The organism is Desulfohalobium retbaense DSM 5692 (genome assembly GCF_000024325.1).
GTDB lineage: Bacteria > Desulfobacterota > Desulfovibrionia > Desulfovibrionales > Desulfohalobiaceae > Desulfohalobium > Desulfohalobium retbaense.
The window spans coordinates 2,555,297-2,572,776 of sequence record NC_013223.1 but is presented as its reverse complement, the minus strand read 5'-3'; the positions used below and the strand labels follow the sequence as shown (position 1 = coordinate 2,572,776).

Genomic DNA, 17,480 nt, shown 5'->3' with positions numbered 1-17,480 from the left:
CCGCTCCGCCCGGAAGGGAGGGGCCGGTAGGGGGCTCGGTCGGAAAACAGGTGAAACGAATACAACAGCCCTCAAAAGCTGGCAAAGCAAGAGAAAGGCAGTCAAGGAAACGGTATGCACAATATTGAAGAAGCGTGCCCCACTGGGGCCTCCTGTGGTTGCAGTCATTGCGGTGCAAGCGGCCCTGAAAAAGAGGGATTGCGCCAGGAACTGCGGCAGATCCTGCCCGCAGCAGCAGTTTTTGCGGTTGCCCTCACCGCGCGGCTGGCCCATCTCGAGCCAGACTGGCTCTGGGTGGTCGCCTTGTTGGGCAGCTATGTCTGGATTGGCCGGGAGATCCTGGCGGCCACCTGGCGCAATATCCGGCAGGGAAAAATCTTTGACGAATTGTTTCTCATGAGTCTGGCGACGCTGGGAGCCATTGGCATCGGGGCCTACGGCGAGGCTGTGGGCGTGATGCTTTTCTACCGCATCGGCGAGGCCCTGCAGGATGCGGCCGTGGATTCCTCGCGCCGCTCTATCCAGGGGCTACTCGCTCTGCGTCCGGATGTCGCCGCTGTTCAGCGTGAGGGCAGCTTTGTGCAGGTCGACCCCGCTTCTGTTCAGGTGGGGGAATTGATCCGGGTCCGTCCGGGAGAACGGGTCCCTCTCGATGGCGAAGTGGCTGAAGGGTCGGCCTCCTTGGACACCGCAGATCTGACCGGAGAGCCTCTGCCGCGTTTCGTCGAGCCGGGAGAATCGGTGCTCGCCGGGATGGTCAACCAGTCCGGTGTGCTCCATGTCCGGGTGATTCGGGCCGCACACCAGTCCACTGTGGCCCGGATCCTGGAACTGGTGCAGGGAGCGGGGCAGAAAAAGGCGGAGATCGAGCAGTTCATAACGGTGTTCGCGCGGTATTATACCCCGATTGTGGTTTGTGCTGCTCTGGCGGTGGCCTTGGCCCCCCCGCTGCTCTCCCGCCTGCCGCTGGCCGCGAGCTGGTTTGCCGCTCCTTTGTCCTTCAGTGAGTGGATCTATCGGGGATTGATTTTTCTGGTCGTTTCCTGCCCCTGCGCTCTGGTCCTGTCCATTCCCTTGACCTTTTTTGCCGGAATTGGGGCGGCGTCCCGGCGCGGTATCCTCATCAAGGGGGCCAATTTTCTGGAGGGTTTGTCCCGGGTGCAGACGATTTTGTGGGACAAGACCGGGACCCTGACGAGCGGAGCCTTTGCGGTTTCAGAGATTCTGACCGAGAAGGGCTGGAGCCGGGAGGCGGTGCTGGAGTATGCAGCCCTGGCCGAGATGCATTCCAGTCATCCGGTCGCTGTGGCGGTGCGCGAGGCCTATGCGGGGCAGCTCAATGAAGAGGCGGTCACCACCTATGAGGAGCATTCCGGTCTCGGCGTCCAGGCCCGGGTCAATGCCTCTTTGGTGGTGGTCGGCCGGAACCAACTCCTGGCTGGCAAAGGGATTGCGATCCCGGAACCCCGGCGCCGGGGTTCCGGCACGCGGCTGCATGTCGCCATTGACGGTGACTATGCCGGAACGCTTGTCATCACAGATACAGTGCGCCGTGACAGCGCCGCAGCGATTACCCGTCTCCGTGAGGCCGGGGTGCGCGAACAGCATATGCTCACCGGCGACGCTGAGGCCACGGCCTGGGATGTGGCCCAAGGCTTGGGTCTGGATCAGGTTCACGCCCGCCTGTTGCCCCAGGACAAGGTCGGTGTCGTGGAACGGTTTCTGGAAAAGAGCCGCTCCGGTTCGCGAGTTGTTTTCGTCGGCGATGGGCTGAACGACGCCCCGGTGCTGACCCGTGCGGATATCGGCGTGGCCATGGGCGGTGCCAGTGGCCTGGATGCGGCCATCGAGGCCGCCGATGTGGTGCTCATGGAGGCCACTCCAAGCAAGATGGCCGAAGCGATCAGACTTGCCAAGCGGACCCGGCGGGTGGTCTGGGAGAATATTGGGCTGGCCCTGGGCATCAAGGGTGTCGTCCTGGTTTTGGGGGCCGTGGGGTTGGCCAATATGTGGGGGGCGATCTTTGCCGATGTGGGCGCTGCCTTGCTGGCGGTGGTCAACAGCCTGAAGGTGCTGCGGTTCCGGGAATGAGTTTGCGGGGCCTGCCTTGCGCTTGTGCTGTGGCTTTGGCATAACAGCAGGCCGTTTCTTGAGTTCATCCCCAGATCGAGTCCAATCCACCCGTCAGGCCCCTGCGCCGAAGACGGAGGAGGTGTCCATGCAGGCTCCCCGAATAGCTGTCTGGCTTTGCGGTTGCCAAGGACAGATCAGCGACGCCCTGGACCTTGAGGCGCTGGCCGCAACGGTCCGTGAGTGGCCGCATGTGGTCCATGTCGAGACGGCGGCCGGCTGTTGCAATCCCGCTGCCACCGAAGGTTTTCGCAAGCGATTCGCCGATGCCGGCGCCGACCGGCTTCTTTTCGCCGGATGTTCGCCACGATCGTCCCTGAAATTTCCCGAAGAGGAGATTGCCGCTGCGCTCTCTGGCGTTGTTGATTCGAGCCTCTTCGAAGTCGCCAACACCCGCGAACAGGGCGTGTGGCTCCATGAAGCGGGGCCGGGACTTGAGGCCAAGGCTCTTGATGAACTCCGGATGGCCCATGCCCGGTTGTGCACGGCCACTCCCTCGTCCCCGCCCGTACCTGTTGCCCAGCGGGCCCTGGTGGTTGGCGGCGGTCCAGCCGGTCTGGCCACGGCCAAGGAACTGGCCGGCATGGGTCGCGAGGTGACCCTGGTCGAACAAGCCCCTTCCGTGGGCGGACGCATGGCCCAGATCCGGCTTTTGTTTCAAAGCGAGCAATGGGACGGCCGGTGTCTGAGCCTGTGTGTTGGTCCGGTTCAAGCATTGGGAACGCTGGTCCAGCGCAAGGTGACCGCCTTCACCCAGACCGAAGTGACCTCGATCACGAAGCATGAGGGGAATTTTCGGGCCCGTCTCTCCAGCGCCGCCCAGCCCGTTGATCCGGCCGCCTGCGTTGCCTGCGGCGCTTGCAGTGCTGTTTGTCCCGAATTCGGACACAGCGGCTTCAACGAGGGGCTTTTTGCCCGCAAGGCTATTGACAAGGACGCCCCGCGAGCGGTGCCCGACGCGTATACGATTCTGGACGACGTCTGCACCCGCTGCGGGGCCTGCGAAGAGGTTTGTCCCGCGGGGGCCATCGATCTCAAGGCCGAACCCGAGGAACGTGTCCAGGACTATGGGGCGGTTTTCCTGGCCACCGGCTTTGAAACTCTGGATCTGAGCCAGGAGCAGGCCTTTCACACCGACGCCCCCAATGTTGTGCACGGCATGCAGTTCGAACGCATGCTCGACCAGGGCATCACCAATCCCCAAACCGGGGAGGCGCCCGAGCATATTGTCTTTGTCCTTTGCGCCGGATCCCGGGCGACAGCCGACAAATCCACCGGCGGGGTGCCCTATTGCTCCAAGACCTGTTGCGGGGCGACCATGCGCCAAGCGCAGCAGGTCGCCAGACTCCTGCCGGAAACCGCAGTCAGTATTCTCTATTATTACGACGTGCGGACCTATGAACGGTCGTTCGAAGCCATGTACGACATGGTCCAGAAAATGGGCGTGGAATTCGTTCAGGGTGACCTGACCGCCATCGCGGACGCCGAGGACGGCGCGGTCCGGCTCACGATCAGGCAGATCGGGGAGCAGACCACCTCGTCCATGGGCGAGTTCGAATTCGATCCTGAGGGCCACCTGGACATCGACGCCGACCTGGTGGTCCTGGCCTCGGCCCAGACGCCGCGGCAACAGGCTCGCCGCCTGGCTGACCAGCTCGGGGTGGCCCTGGATAACGTCGGTTTCCCCATCGAGAACCAGCCCCGCATTTTTCGGCCGACGGAATGTTTTGTGGATCGGGTCTACTATACCGGGGCTTCTTCCGGTCCCAAGGTTGTCCAGCAGGCCGTGGAGCAGGGCAAGGCCGCGGCCATGACCGCCTTGCCGGCGCTGCATTTCGGACAGAAAACCCCGCCCAAGCATAGCAGTCATCTCAACCGCGAGACCTGTATCCAGTGCCGGATGTGCGAAACGGTCTGCCCGCACGGGGCCATCCGCCTGACAGAGGAGGGAATGGTTGCGGATCCGGCCTTTTGCCAGGCCTGCGGTTTGTGCGCGGCTGCCTGCCCGACCCACGCGGCCCAACTGGCCAACTTCACTGACCGCCAGCTCCTTGATCAGGCCGAAGTCGCCTTTAGCGCTCTGCCTGAGGGCGAGCCGCGGATTCTGGCCTTGTTGTGCTATTGGTGCTCGTATTGCGGGGCGGACATGGCCGGCACAGAACGGCGCAAAGCCCCGTCCAATGTCCGCAGCATCCGCATCCGGTGTTCGTCCTCGGTCAACACCGGGCTTTTGCTGGAGATGTTTCGCCGCGGTGTGGACGGTATCCTGGTCGGCGGTTGCCCGACCAAAAGCTGTCACCACCTCCACGGCAACTATTTGGCTGATAAACGCATCGGCCTGGCCCAAAATCTTCTGGAACAGCTCGGACTGGATAGCAACCGGTTGCGCTTTGCCAATATCGGCGTGGCCCACGGCAAGGAATTTGTGGATATCGTCGGGGCCATGGACGGTATCTTGCGCAAACTGGGGCCCAATCCCGCGGCCCAGGACAGGCTCAAACAATTGGTCTAGGCGCCCAGAGCGAGGAGGATGCAATGAGTCGCAGAATGTCAATCGCCATGAATTGGGCCGGAGCCTGCGGTGGCTGCGATGTATCGCTGTTGGATACCCAGGGAAAGCTGCTGGAACTCACGGCGGTGGCCGATGTCGTCTACTGGCCGGTGGCCCTGGATTATAAGCGCAGCGACCTCGAAGCGCTCCCGGAAAAAAGTGTGGATATCGGCTTGTTCAACGGGGTGGTGCGTACCAGCGAACAGGCGGAGGATGCCCGGCGGCTCCGCGAACGGTGCCGGGTCCTGGTCGCTTATGGGGCTTGTGCCTGTCATGGCGGGATTCCCGGGCTGGCCAACCAGTCCGACCGCGAGGAGATCTTCCGGGTCGCGTATCAGGACACGGTTTCCACGGATAATCCGGACCAGATCCGCCCGCAGCAGCGCACTCCCGTCCCTGGCGGCGAGGTGACCTTGCCGGCATTTCACGACAGTGTCCGGGCACTGCACCAGGTCGTGGACGTCGATTATTTTCTCCCGGGCTGCCCGCCGACCCCGGAACGGATTCTCGACCTGCTCGGTGTGGTCCAGGCCTACAATGCGGGGGACGATCTCCCCCCTGCGGGGAGCATTCTCGCTCCGGAGGCGACGCTGTGCCAGGAATGCCCCCGGGCTGAGACCCGGCGCGCTGGACGCATGCCGCGGCTTTATCGCCCTCACGAAATCGTGGCCGACCCGGAAACCTGTTTTCTGGAGCAGGGTGTTATCTGTATGGGGCCGTTTACCCGTGGCGGGTGCGGTTCGGCCTGCATTACTGTCAATATGCCCTGCCGCGGTTGTTTCGGTCCGGCCCCGGGGGTCTACGATCCCGGAGCTGAGGCCTTGTCCGTGTTCGGTTCTGTCGCCGGGGAAGGCGGCGAGGATTTCCTCTCCCGCGGGGAGATGAAACGGGCGGTGAACAGTTTTAGAGACCCCCTGGGCTCGGTGTACCGATTTACCCTGCCCTGCGGGATTGTGCCCCGAAAAGTGAAGGACAACGGCGGCAAATAGCCGAGTGAGGCGCTCTATGGCCAAGAAAATCAGCATCGATCCACTGACCCGTCTCGAGGGCCACGGCAAGATCGATATCTTTCTCAACGACGACGGCACCGTGCAGGACAGTTATTTCCAGGTTGTCGAACTCCGGGGATTCGAGCAATTCTGTCAGGGCCGTCCCGTGGAGGAACTCCCCAGGATTACACCGAAAATCTGCGGTGTCTGCCCTGGTGCCCACCATATGGCCTCTTCCAAGGCAGCGGATGCGGTCTACGGGCTGACGCCCCCTCCAGCGGCGCGCAAAATACGCGAACTTTTTTACAATGCCCACATCGCCCACAGCCACATCCTGCACTTTTTCGCCCTGGCCGCTCCGGATTTCATGCCCGGGCCGGAAGCAGGCCCGGGCAAACGGAATATCCTGGGACTCGTGGACGAACTCGGCAAGGGCGCGGTGCGCCGGGTCCTGCAAAATCGCGGATACGCCCAGAAAATCCAGGGTCTTATAGCCGGTCACCCCATCCATCCGGTGGCGTCCCTGCCGGGCGGCATGGCTGGTCCCGTGTCCGAAAAGACGCGGCAGGAAATCGCTGGCATGGCCTCTGAGATCAGGGAGTTCGCCCAATTCGCGCTCTGGTTTTTTGAAAACCATATCCTGGCCCAGGACAGAAACCGGGAGTTGCTCACCGGTGAGCTCTTTACCCACCGGACCCATTATATGGGCCTGGTCGACTCCCAGGGCCGGGTCAATTTCTACGACGGGCAGTTGCGGGTGGTGACCCCCGAAGGGGAGACCATGGCCCAGTTCGATGGCAGCGATTACCTCGAGCATCTCGCTGAAACGGTGTTGCCGTGGAGCTATATGAAGTTTCCCTACCTGCGGGACAAAGGGTGGCACGGTCTTATCGATGGGGCCGACAGCGGTGTGTACCGGGTCAATTCCCTGGCCCGGCTCAATGTCGCGGACGGTATGGCCACGCCGCTGGCCCAAGAGGCGTATGAAACGATGCGCGCCTTTTACGGCGGCACCCCGATCCACAACACCCTGGCCTTCCACTGGGCCCGGCTGGTTGAACTCATGCAGGCGGCCGAGGCCCTGGTGGACCTCTCGCAGGATCCGGAAGTGACTGACACGAATGTGCGCAGTCTGCCAGAGGGGCGGCCCGGCGAGGGAGTCGGGGTTGTCGAAGCGCCGCGGGGCTCGCTCATCCACCATTACACCACCGACGCCAACGGCCTGGTCAAAACGGTCAATCTTATTGTGGCCACAGTCCAGAACAATGCCGGGATGGGCATGTCGGTCAAAAAGGCGGCCCAGGGACTGATCCAGGACGGCGCGCCGGACGAAGCCGTCCTGGACATGATCGAAATGGGGTATCGCGCCTATGACCCCTGCCTGGCCTGCGCCACCCATGCCCTGCCCGGGGAGTCAGACCTCGAGGTGCGCCTGTGGCACAACAACGCCGTGTTCCGGACTCTGAAACGGTCGTGATGGAACACCGACCCGCGGCCATGCCCGAGATTTCCGTCCAGGTCCTGTGCCTGGGCAATACCCTGCTTCGTGACGACGGCGTGGGGTGGGAGGTGGCGGCTTTGCTCCAGGATCGGCTCGATCCCGGTAGCGCCACAATCACCTGGGGCGGCACAGGAGGCGACGCCCTGCTGGATCTGTTGCAGCCCTGCCGTCACCTTGTCGTTGTCGACGCCTTGGATTGTGGCTTGCCACCGGGCTCGGTCCACGAACTCGGGGTCCACGACCTGGACCGGATGCCGACGCCGCGGCTGAAATCCTCCCACGGCCTGGATCTTGGCCTGGTACTTGAGTTGTACCGGACGCTGTATTCCTGTCGCTGGCCCGAAGAGGTCCTGATTGTTGGTATCCAGATCCAGGAGATGTGTTTTTTCGGCGAAGGCTGCGCTCCAGCGGTGCTTCAGGGCGCACGGGAAGCGAGTGAACGCATTGCCACCCAAATACAGCGTTGGACACGGCCGTCGGAGGCGCGCAACAGCCGAGCGCACGGCGTGTAGCTGTTCGGGGTGAGGTATGTGATGTCCCTGTTTTTCTTCGTTTTTCTCGCCTGTGTTCTGGTTCTGGCAACCGTGTTGGTTTTTGCTTCGGCCCGGTGGCATTCGGCGACCAAAGCCACACGCATCAAGCTCGAAGCGGCCCGAGTCAGTGGCGGCCCCTCCCGTTTTGATTCGGGGGAACTCGCTGGTCTTCCGACCCCTGTAGTCCGGTATTTTCGCCATGTCCTGGGCGAGGGACAGCCGTTGGTGGCTGCGGTGCGCCTGGAACAAAAGGGGACCATGAACATGCGGGCCCAGGGGCAATGGTGGCGCCCTTTCGCGGCCACCCAGCGGGTGGAAATCAAACGCCCGGGCTTTGATTGGGATGCCCGGATCTCGCTGTTGCCGGGCCTGATCGTTCGGGTCCGGGATGCGTATGTCGCCGGGGAGGGCCTTCTCCAGGCCTCGTTGTACGGGTTGCTGAATGTGGTGCAACTCCGCGGACGTGGGGCCATTGGCCGGGACGAATTGATGCGCTATCTGGCCGAAGCGCCGCTTTACCCGACCGCCCTGTTGCCCAGCCAGGGCGTGCAATGGGAGCCGGAGGACGCGCAATCGGCCTGGGCCACGCTCAAGGACGGGCCCCATACCGTGAGCCTCCTTTTTTCCTTCGCCCCCGGCGGCGAAGTGGATTCGGTCTGGGCCCCGGACCGGGGGCGGGCCAAGGGGCGGGAGGTTGTGCCGACTCCCTGGCTGGGACGGTGGTGGAACTATGCCCAACGCGACGGCCTGCGGATCCCGCTGGCCGGGGAGGTCCTCTGGCAGTTGGAGCAGGGCGAGCACCCGTATTGGCGCGGCGAACTGACCGAATTGCGGTACACCTTTTCCTGACTGACTGTTGAAAAATTCCTCTGTTCCGATGCCGAGCCGGTTTCGCTCGGCAAATTTTTTCTTTCTGCTATATCAAAATATCTTGATATCCTTTTTCGGTTTTGGCATCTCTGGGGGACGTTGCTTCGGCAGCGGTCGAACCATCCACCAGAACATGAAGGAGAACCTCCCATGCACAAAAGGAATCTCGAGCAGCGACTCGCGGACGGGCCGGTCATTTGCGCTGAAGGGTATTTGTTTGAAATGGAGCGGCGCGGCTATCTTCAGGCCGGCAGCTTTGTTCCGGAGGTGGCCTTGGAGCATCCCGAGGTCCTGCGCCAACTCCATCAGGATTTTTGTTTCTGCGGCTCAGATGTGGCCGTGGCCTTTACCTATAACGGGCACCGGGAAAAGATGCGTCTGATCGGCAAGGAGGATCTGCTTGAGCCCCTGAACCGCCACGCACTGCGTCTTGCCAAGGAGGTCGCTGATGCGCAGCGTCCGGAGCCCGCCCTGGTTGCCGGCAACATCTCCAATACCAATGTTTACGATCCCGACGATGCCGGGTCGCACCACGAAGCCCGGTCCATGTTTGCGGAAATGGCTGGCTGGGCCGTGGAAGAGGGTGCCGATTTCATTTTGGCGGAAACGATGTATTACCACGGCGAAGCGGTTCTGGCCCTGGAAGCCATTCAGGAGGCCGGACTCCCGGCGGTGGTGACGCTGGGGCTGATGGGCGAGAATGTTCTGCGCGACGGATGGAGCGCCGAAGCGTCCTGTAAAGCCCTGGAAGATCGGGGGGCAACTGTCGTCGGTATGAATTGTTTCCGCGGCCCGGCGACCATGATGCCTTATCTGCGCAAGATCCGCGCTGCAGTTCAGGGCCCTGTTGCCGGATTGCCGGTTCCTTTTCGGACCACAGAGGACCACCCGACCTTCTTCAATCTCCCCGATCCGGGCAATACCGCGCCGCTTCCCCATCCGACCCCGTTTCCGACGGCCCTGGAACCGCTGTCATGCAATCGCTATGAATTGGCACAATGGGCGGCCACGGCGCAGAACGAGGGGATCAAGTATCTGGGACTTTGCTGCGGGGCGACTCCGGCCCAGATCCGGGCCGTGGCCGAGGCCGTGGGCAAAACCACGCCAGCCAGTCGGTATTCACCTGATATGTCGAAGCATTTTCTTTTTGGCGACGACGCTCGCCTGCGCCGGCACATGACCTCGTATGCCGAAAAGGCGTAAGGTGGGGCACTCCGCGCGGAAGTGCGTGTCGTGGGGCCCAACAGCCGGGGCATTGATCTCAATCAATGTCCGGCGGGGGGAGAGGCGCATAAATAGCGTGGCGATTTTTGGGAATACGGGCCTTGTGAGAACCTGCGTCCCGGCGTTATGGTCGGCCCGTATCCAGGAAAAAGACAGGATACAGGCAGCATTTTCTCCTGTCTTTTGCCAATCCAGGCTTGAAGAGATCGGCTGCGGCCGGGCCCTGGTATTCCGGAATCGGTCCTCTTTTCAATAACTCCAGGAGAACCGCCACTTCGTGACACAGGGCAGCCAAGGCGGCCGAGCGCACGTCAACCTCAAGGAGTACGAACAAATGGCTTCACAACGCATACTTGTCGTCGGCGGATCCGCGGCCGGCCCCAAAGCGGCGGCCCGGGCCAAACGGCTGGATCAGGACGCCCATGTGATCATGATCCAGAAGGCCCCGGAACTCTCCATGGCCTCCTGCGGCTACCCGTACTATGTCGGCGGGTTCTTTGACCGCAGAGAGGAACTGTTGTGCACCCCGACCGGCGTCGTCAGGGACGAGAATTTTTTTGCCGGAGCCAAGGGAATAGAAGCCAGGACCGAAACCGAAGTCGTGGCCATTGACCGGGAGGCCAAGCAGGTTTCCTGCAAGGATTTGCGCAGCGGGGAAACCTATGCCCTGGACTACGACAAACTCATTCTGGCCACCGGGGCCACGCCACGCATGCCGCCTATCCCCGGCACGGATCTCGACGGGATTACCACCCTGCACGCCATGCGCGATGCGGATTATCTCCGGAGCTTGCGCGATGAGGGCGGGGTGAGAAAAGCGGTGGTCATCGGTGGCGGCCTGATCGGTATTGAGACCTGTGAGGCCCTGCAACTCGCTGGCATGGAGGTCACCGTCGTTGAACTTTTGCCGCAGATCCTGATGTTCTTGGACTGGGAACTGGCCAAGCTCCTGGAAAACCATGTCAAGGAAAAGGCGGCCAATGTCATTACTGACAACGCGGTCAGCGGCTTTCTGGGCCAAAACGGCAAGCTCAGCGGCATAAAATTGCAAAGTGGCACGGAACTGGAGTGCGAATTGGCCGTGGTGGCCATCGGGGTCCAGCCCAACGTCCAACTGGCCCGGGAAGCGGGACTGGACATCGGAGTCACTGGCGGCATCGCCGTGGACGAGCAGATGCGGACCTCCGACCCGGCCATCTTTGCCGCTGGGGACTGTATCGAGGTCCCGGACCGGTTGACCGGAAAGAAAACCCTGGCCCCGTATGGGGATCTGGCCAATCTCGAGGGCCGGGTCGCTGGGGAAAACGCGGTCCTGGAGAGTGGTGCGACGTTTCCAGGGACGCAACATACTGGAATATGCAAGGTTTTTGATTATGCCGCCGGCTCGACCGGACTCTCGGAACGCAAAGCCCGCGAGGCCGGATTCAACGTCCTGACCGGTGTGAACGCCAGCCTGGACAAACCCGGCTTCATGGGCGGGAAGCTCCTCGTCTCCAAGATGGTGGTCGATGCCGATTCACAGCGCATGCTGGGGTATCAATGTGTCGGACCCGGCGACGTCAGCCGGCAGATTTCCGAGGCCGCCATGGCCATAGCCGGCAAGCAGACCATCCCTGATCTGGTCAATGCCGATCTGCCGTACGCGCCTCCGTTTTCCTTGGCTATCGACCATCTGATCGCTGCCGCCCATATCGTGGAGAACAAACTCAAAGGACGGATGGTCGGTATCGCGAATACTGAGGTCAAAGCCAAGCTGGACAGCGGGGAGCACCCCTTCTTTCTGGATGTCCGGGGACCGGCCGAGTTTGAAGCCATGCGTCTGGGGCTCGGGGAAACACTCATCCCGCTGGGCAAATTGCGCGACCGGCTCGGGGAATTGCCCCAGGACAAGGACAAAGAGATCATCTGCTATTGCAAGATCTCCATGCGGGGCTATGAAGCGCAACGCATCCTTTGGGCCCACGGCTGGACCGATATCAAAGTCATGGAGGGCGGCATCATGGCCTGGCCCTATGGCCGGGAAAAATAAACCTAGCAGGGAATCCGGGCTTCGACCCGGCAATGCCTCTTTATTCGAGATCGACCGCACCGGCAGGGCCCCGCACACGCCGGTGCGGTCGGTCATTTGCAAGGAAGAGCTATGTTGAACGAGAGCAATGGTGTTTTTGCCGCCAGTTTCGTGTTGCCCCAGGCAGAGGCGGACAACTCCGGCCGGATTGGCGTCCCCGCCCTGGCCGCGCTCTGCCAGGAGGCAGCTGGACGGCACGCCGCTGCAATGGGCCTGGGAATCGCGGATGTCCTTGAGAACAATCAGGCCTGGTTTCTGCTGCGGATGTATCTGGAACTGGAACGCCAGCCTCAAGCGGGGCAGACACTGGCCATCAGAACTTGGCCGTGCCGGATGAAAGCCGGAACGACCAAACGGGATTTTTGTCTTGCCGATTCCACCGGTACCCCCTTGGGACGGGCGACTTCTTTGTGGGCGATTGTCGACCTGCAGACCAGGCACATGCTTGCGGCGGGGCCTTGGCTGGCTGAGCAGGTGCGGCAGTGTCCCGAGTCGGTCCTGGCCTTTCCGGGGCGCCCCCGGGGCGGCCCGGAGCATGACTGTACAAACCGGTGCACAGTCCTGGCCCGCCGGGCGGACCTGGATGTCCACGGCCATGTCAACAATATCCGGATCCTGGAGTGGGGACTCGAGGCCGTTCCGGGTGCGGTCCGGGACCAGCGCCTGGCCTCGGCCGTGGATATCGTGTTCAAGCAGGAATGCCGCGATGGGGATCGTATTCAGGTTGCTGCGGGGGAACCTTCGCCGGGATATTGGCACCACACGCTTGAGCGGGAGCAGGACGGAAGCACGGTGGCCGTGATGCAGACTTGGTGGCGGACGAAAGACAACTTTGCATCCTGATGAGAAGTCTGTAGGCTTTAGGTCAGATAACAGGGCCCCAAACACCCTTTGGCCTCTTTCAGCTGGGGACATTTCCCACTAGGGGCAAGCAGGCACACGAGCAATCGTTGGTGTGCAGGTCGCTCGCGTTGATCTCAACGCTTTTGCGTCCTCTTTCGCTTTTCGGGGCCAGCCTGCATCAGAAGATGGTTTTCAACAGTCAGCTCTTGAAGGATACGCCATGCGAACCAACACCATTGTCACCCTCGGACCGGCCTCGATGCAGCCGGAGATCCTGCGTCAATTGGCCGAGCAGGGGGTGCGGATCTTCCGTCTCAATTTTTCCCATGGGGATGCGGCCTATTTTTCCTCGACAGTGGCCGCCATCCGTGACTTGGAAGGCGAAATCGGTCATCCGCTGACAATCATGGCCGATTTGTGTGGGCCCAAGATTCGTATCGGCGAACTGCCGGGATCACCGGTGCATATCGCGCAGGGGACCCGGGCCATGCTCGGCCCGTCCACGCTGCAAACCCGTTTCGATCCCGACACGGTGTATTTCTCACTGGATATGCCCGAGGTGCTCAACGGTTTGCAGGAGGGCATGCCGGTCTATCTCAGCGACGGGATGCTCCGGTTCGAGGTCGTCCAGGTCCATGAACCGGACCGGCTGTTCGAACTCGAAGCCCGGAACCGAGGGATCGTCACCTCGCACAAAGGGATCGCCTTTCCGGGCAAGGAACACAAACTCTCGGCCCTGACCGACAAGGACCGTCGGGACCTCGACGAGGCGGTGGAACTCGGTGTTGATGCCGTGGCCCTGTCGTTTGTCCAGGACCGGCAGGATATCATGGAGGCCCGGGAGGCCATCGCGCGGCACCGGACCTGGATACCGGTGGTCGCCAAGCTGGAACGCAAAAGCGCAGTGGATAACCTGGAATCCATTTTGGCGGTGGCCGATGCGGTTATGGTCGCCCGGGGGGATCTGGGCCTGGAATGTCCGTTGGCGACCTTGCCGGTGCTGCAAAAACGGATCATCAGGGCCTGCCGGCACGCCCAGAAGGCAGTGATCGTGGCCACGCAGATGCTCTTGTCCATGGTCTCCAATCCGGTGCCAACGCGGGCGGAGACCACGGATGTGGCCAATGCGGTTCTGGATGGAGCTGATTGCGTCATGCTTTCCGAGGAAACGGCGGTCGGCGAATACCCTGTCGAAGCGGTCCAGTTCATTCGGGAGATCACAGAGTCGGCGGAGACCTATTTCCTGGAACGGGTCCAAGGGCCGTATCCGCCGAAAAAAGAGCACAATCCCGCCAAATATTTGGCCTATGCTGCAACGTTGATCGCCGAGAACATGAAGGCCAAGGCCCTGGTCAGCCATTCGACCTCGGGGATGACCGCGCGGTTGCTTTCCAGCCGCAGGCCCGCCCTGCCGGTCTATGCCCTGACCCCTGAACAGCGGGTGGTGCGGGCCTTGAATTTTTTCTGGGGCGTCCGGCCTCGTCTGGCCGATGAGCGCATCGATAACCATCTGGAGCGGGTCCAGGAATTTGTGCAGCGCAGCCAGGATTTCGAGCCCGGGGAATCGGTCATCCTTACTTCCGGACAGCCGACCCCGGGGCAGACCAAGATCCATACCAACGAGATCAAGGTGTATTATAAATAACCGCCGTGGTTTGAACCGGAAGGTGTGCGCATGAAAAGGGCCCGACTCCAAGACACGGAGTCGGGCCCTTTTCATGCCTCAGGGGGCTTGGCAAAAAAATGGTGGCGCTCAGCAGTTGCCGAGGCACAGGGCCAGACCGCCGGCCGCAGTTTCCCGGTATTTGGGCAACAGGTCGCGCCCGGTGGCGGCCATGGCCTGAATGACTTTGTCCAGGTCGACTTTGTACAGGGTCGGGGCCACCGCAGTGGCGATCAAAAATCCGTTGTAGGCTTTGATGGCCCCCATGGCGTTGCGTTCGATGCACGGGATCTGGACATAGCCGCCGACAGGGTCGCAGGTCAGCCCCAAGTGGTGCTCCAAGGCGGTTTCGGCCGCGTTTTCCGTGACCCTGAAGCGGTGTCCCTTGGCGTAGGAGACCAGGGCGGCGGCCATGGCCGAGGCTACGCCGACCTCGCCCTGGCAGCCGACTTCAGCCCCGGCGATGGAGGCGTTGTGTTTGGCCAGAAAGCCGACCGTGGCCGCGGCCAGCAGCCCCTGGCACAAGGCGCGGCGGCCCAGGCCCAGAGAATGGGAGAGCAGGTAGACCACGGCCGGGACAATGCCGGAGGCGCCAGCTGTGGGCGCGGTGACGATGGTGTGCCCGGCGGCGTTTTCCTCGGCCGCGGCCAGGGCGTAGGCGTTGAGCGCCAAGAGGATCTTTTCTTGTTCGTAGACCACACTTTGCAGGCGGTGGTGCAGGGCCGGGGCCTTGCGCTGCAACCCCAGCGGGCCGGGCAGAACCCCGCTGGTCTGAAGCCCCCGGTCGACGGCCTGTTCCATACAGTCCAGCAAATGCTCCAAGCGGTCATAAATCTCGTTTTCCGAGGCCCCAGTCAGGGCCTTCTCGTTTTCGAGCATCAGACGGTGCAGCCGCAGCCCATGGGTGGTGAGTTGTGTCTTGCACTCGGCCATATTCTGGTAGGGGTAGGGCAAACGAGGACGTTTGGCAGCGGCCTCTTCTCCCTTTTCCAAAAGAAACCCGCCGCCTATGGAGTAGTATTCCCGCTCCAGCAATACCCCTCCCGGCCCGTAGAGGAGAAACCGCAGCGTATTGGGCCAGGGAAAAGGGTGGTCCAGGGTGTCGAAAATGACATCCCCCGCCGAGAGTGGCAGTTCGCGATCGCCGAGAGCAAGCCGGTGCTGGGCTGGATGGGTCCGGAGCTGTTCAAGGATGTCCGGCGGTGCGGTTTCGGGTTCGTGGCCCAGCAGACCGGCGAGAACCGCCTCCACAGTGCCGTGGCCCTGGCCTGTGGCGCTCAAGGAGCCGTAGAGATGGATCTTGACCTGGACGGCCTCGTTGCGTTGGGAGGCGTCAAGGCGCTCCAGTTCAGCGAGAAAACGGGCTGCGGCGCGCATGGGGCCGATGGTGTGCGAACTGGAGGGGCCCGGTCCGATACGAAAGAGTTCGAAAACTGAGGTCTCAACAGGGGGCATGGGTCATCCTTGTGCAAAGGCGCGGTCCGTTCGGGACCGCAAGACGCTGGCGCACCAAAACACCGAGGCAAAGCGGCGGCTCACCACTGGTCCTCGCGGTCCAGGACCCGGAAATTGATCGCCTCAGCCAAGTGCGGGATCTGGATCCGGTCTGCGGACTCGAGGTCGGCAATGGTCCGGGCGATGCGTAAAACCCGCGTATAGGCCCGGGCGGAGAGCCCGAGCTTGTGGACAGCCTGCTCCAGGAACTGGTGCTCGGTCTCGGTCAGGGCGCAGTGGGCCTGGAGCCACGTTCCGCGCAACTGGCTGTTGGCTGTGATGGGCGTGCCGGCAAGGCGTTGGGCCTGGATCTGCCGCGCCTGGAGGATATTGGCCTGCATGGAGGCCGAATCCTTGCTGCTTTGGGTTTTTTTGAGGTCGCTGTAAGGCACTGCCGGGACCTCGACCTGGAGGTCGATGCGGTCGAGCAACGGTCCGGAGAGCCGGGAACGGTAGCGCTGGATCTGTTGCGCTGTGCAGGTGCAGGGGTGTTGCTCGTCGGTCAGATAGCCGCAAGGGCAGGGGTTCATGGCCGCCACGAGCATGAAATCGGCAGGGTAGCTCAGAGACACAGCGGCCCGAGAAATGGTCACCCGCCCATCTTCCAATGGCTGGCGCAGGACTTCGAGGACGTGCTTTTTGAATTCCGGCAGTTCGTCGAGAAAAAGGACGCCGTGGTGGGCCAGCGACACTTCTCCGGGCCGAGGATAGTGGCCGCCGCCGATAAGCCCGGCGTCGGAAATGGTGTGGTGCGGGGAGCGAAAGGGTCGGGTGATCACCAAAGCTTGGCCGGGGTCGAGCTGACCGGCCACGGAATAGATTTTGGTCACCTCCAGGGCCTCATTGAATTCCAGCGGTGGCAGCACGGTGGGGAGGCGCTGGGCGAGCATGGTCTTGCCGCTACCTGGCGGGCCGAGGAAAAGCAGATTGTGGTTGCCGGCGGCAGCGATTTCAATGGCCCGCTTGGCGTGTTCCTGGCCTTTGACTTCACTGAAGTCGACCAGAAAGTCTTCGCGCTGGCCCCACAGTCCTTGGATGTCGCTGCCCTGGGGATGGAGGTCCTCTTCTCCTAGAATGAAGCGGATAGCTTGCCCCAGGGTCTGGACCGGATAGACGGGCAGGTCGTCGACGACGGCGGCTTCGGGAGCGTTGTCCGCGGGGAGGAGCAATCCCCGGGCCTGGCGTTCCCGGGCCTTGAGGCCCATGGGCAGCGCGCCATTGATGGGTTTGAGCCGGCCGTTGAGCGAGAGTTCACCGGCAAAAAGATACCCGTTTAAAGCCTGTTCAGGCAGTTCTCCGCTCGCACCGAGCAGGCCGAGTGCCAGGGCCAGGTCGTAGGCGCTGCCCTCCTTGCGCATGTCTGCGGGAGCGAGGTTGATGGTAATCCGGGCCGGGGGCAGACGGAAGCCGGTATTCTTCAGCGCGGTCAGGACCCGCTCCTTGCTTTCCCGGACAGCGCCTTCTGCCAGGCCGACCATGGTGAAGGCCGGGATGCCAGACCGGGTCAGGTCGGCTTCCAGGTCCACAGGAAAGGCGTCTATGCCCAACAAGGCCGCAGTGGTCACCTTGGCGATCATGGTCACTCCAGTGTGCTGCGGCGCGGCCCGGTGTGCA

The 17,480-nt window shown here is 62.3% G+C and carries 12 protein-coding genes; 10 read left to right on the top strand and 2 right to left on the bottom strand.

Annotation, left to right across the window (positions count from 1 at the left end; genetic code table 11):
• The first annotated feature begins 114 nt into the window (after positions 1–114).
• From DRET_RS11325 to pyk, 10 genes are all read left to right on the top strand, one after another.
• A complete protein-coding gene (locus DRET_RS11325) occupies positions 115–2,091 on the top strand; it encodes a heavy metal translocating P-type ATPase (protein WP_015752686.1) in 1,977 nt (658 codons plus the stop codon).
• A gap of 127 nt (positions 2,092–2,218) precedes the next feature.
• Entirely contained in the window at positions 2,219–4,642 is a 2,424-nt protein-coding gene (locus DRET_RS11315) for a hydrogenase iron-sulfur subunit (protein WP_015752685.1), read from the top strand.
• A 23-nt stretch (positions 4,643–4,665) separates the two neighbouring features.
• The gene (locus DRET_RS11310; protein WP_015752684.1) at positions 4,666–5,670 is read left to right on the top strand and encodes an NADH-quinone oxidoreductase subunit B family protein; all 1,005 of its coding nucleotides are present in this window, start codon (positions 4,666–4,668) and stop codon (positions 5,668–5,670) included.
• 16 nt (positions 5,671–5,686) lie between these two features.
• On the top strand, positions 5,687–7,147 hold the full coding sequence (locus DRET_RS11305) for a Ni/Fe hydrogenase subunit alpha (RefSeq protein WP_015752683.1): 1,461 nt from the start codon (positions 5,687–5,689) through the stop codon (positions 7,145–7,147).
• Positions 7,147–7,683 carry a hydrogenase maturation protease gene (locus DRET_RS11300; RefSeq protein ID WP_015752682.1) on the top strand — a complete coding sequence of 179 codons (537 nt, stop codon included), beginning with the start codon at positions 7,147–7,149 and terminating at the stop codon, positions 7,681–7,683. The genes DRET_RS11305 and DRET_RS11300 overlap by 1 nt, the downstream gene beginning before the upstream one ends.
• 21 nt (positions 7,684–7,704) lie before the next feature.
• Entirely contained in the window at positions 7,705–8,553 is an 849-nt protein-coding gene (locus DRET_RS11295; protein WP_015752681.1) for a DUF6544 family protein, read from the top strand.
• A 171-nt stretch (positions 8,554–8,724) separates the two neighbouring features.
• Positions 8,725–9,777 carry a homocysteine S-methyltransferase family protein gene (locus DRET_RS11290; protein ID WP_015752680.1) on the top strand — a complete coding sequence of 351 codons (1,053 nt, stop codon included), beginning with the start codon at positions 8,725–8,727 and terminating at the stop codon, positions 9,775–9,777.
• Positions 9,778–10,132: 355 nt separating this feature from the next.
• Positions 10,133–11,827, top strand: a complete 1,695-nt coding sequence (locus DRET_RS11285) for an FAD-dependent oxidoreductase (protein WP_015752679.1) — start codon at positions 10,133–10,135, stop codon at positions 11,825–11,827.
• Positions 11,828–11,938: 111 nt separating this feature from the next.
• Complete coding sequence (locus DRET_RS11280; RefSeq protein WP_015752678.1) at positions 11,939–12,709, top strand: acyl-[acyl-carrier-protein] thioesterase; 771 nt, start codon at positions 11,939–11,941, stop codon at positions 12,707–12,709.
• A 220-nt stretch (positions 12,710–12,929) separates the two neighbouring features.
• Positions 12,930–14,354, top strand: coding sequence for a pyruvate kinase (gene pyk, locus DRET_RS11275; protein WP_015752677.1), 1,425 nt, complete (start codon positions 12,930–12,932; stop codon positions 14,352–14,354).
• A 108-nt stretch (positions 14,355–14,462) separates the two neighbouring features.
• On the opposite strand, the gene DRET_RS11270 is transcribed toward pyk, so the two are convergent.
• Both DRET_RS11270 and DRET_RS11265 read right to left on the bottom strand, forming a co-directional pair.
• Positions 14,463–15,827, bottom strand: coding sequence for an L-serine ammonia-lyase (locus DRET_RS11270; RefSeq protein ID WP_015752676.1), 1,365 nt, complete (start codon positions 15,825–15,827; stop codon positions 14,463–14,465).
• Between the two features lie 80 nt (positions 15,828–15,907).
• The gene (locus tag DRET_RS11265; protein ID WP_015752675.1) at positions 15,908–17,443 is read right to left on the bottom strand and encodes a YifB family Mg chelatase-like AAA ATPase; all 1,536 of its coding nucleotides are present in this window, start codon (positions 17,441–17,443) and stop codon (positions 15,908–15,910) included.
• Positions 17,444–17,480 lie beyond the last annotated feature (37 nt).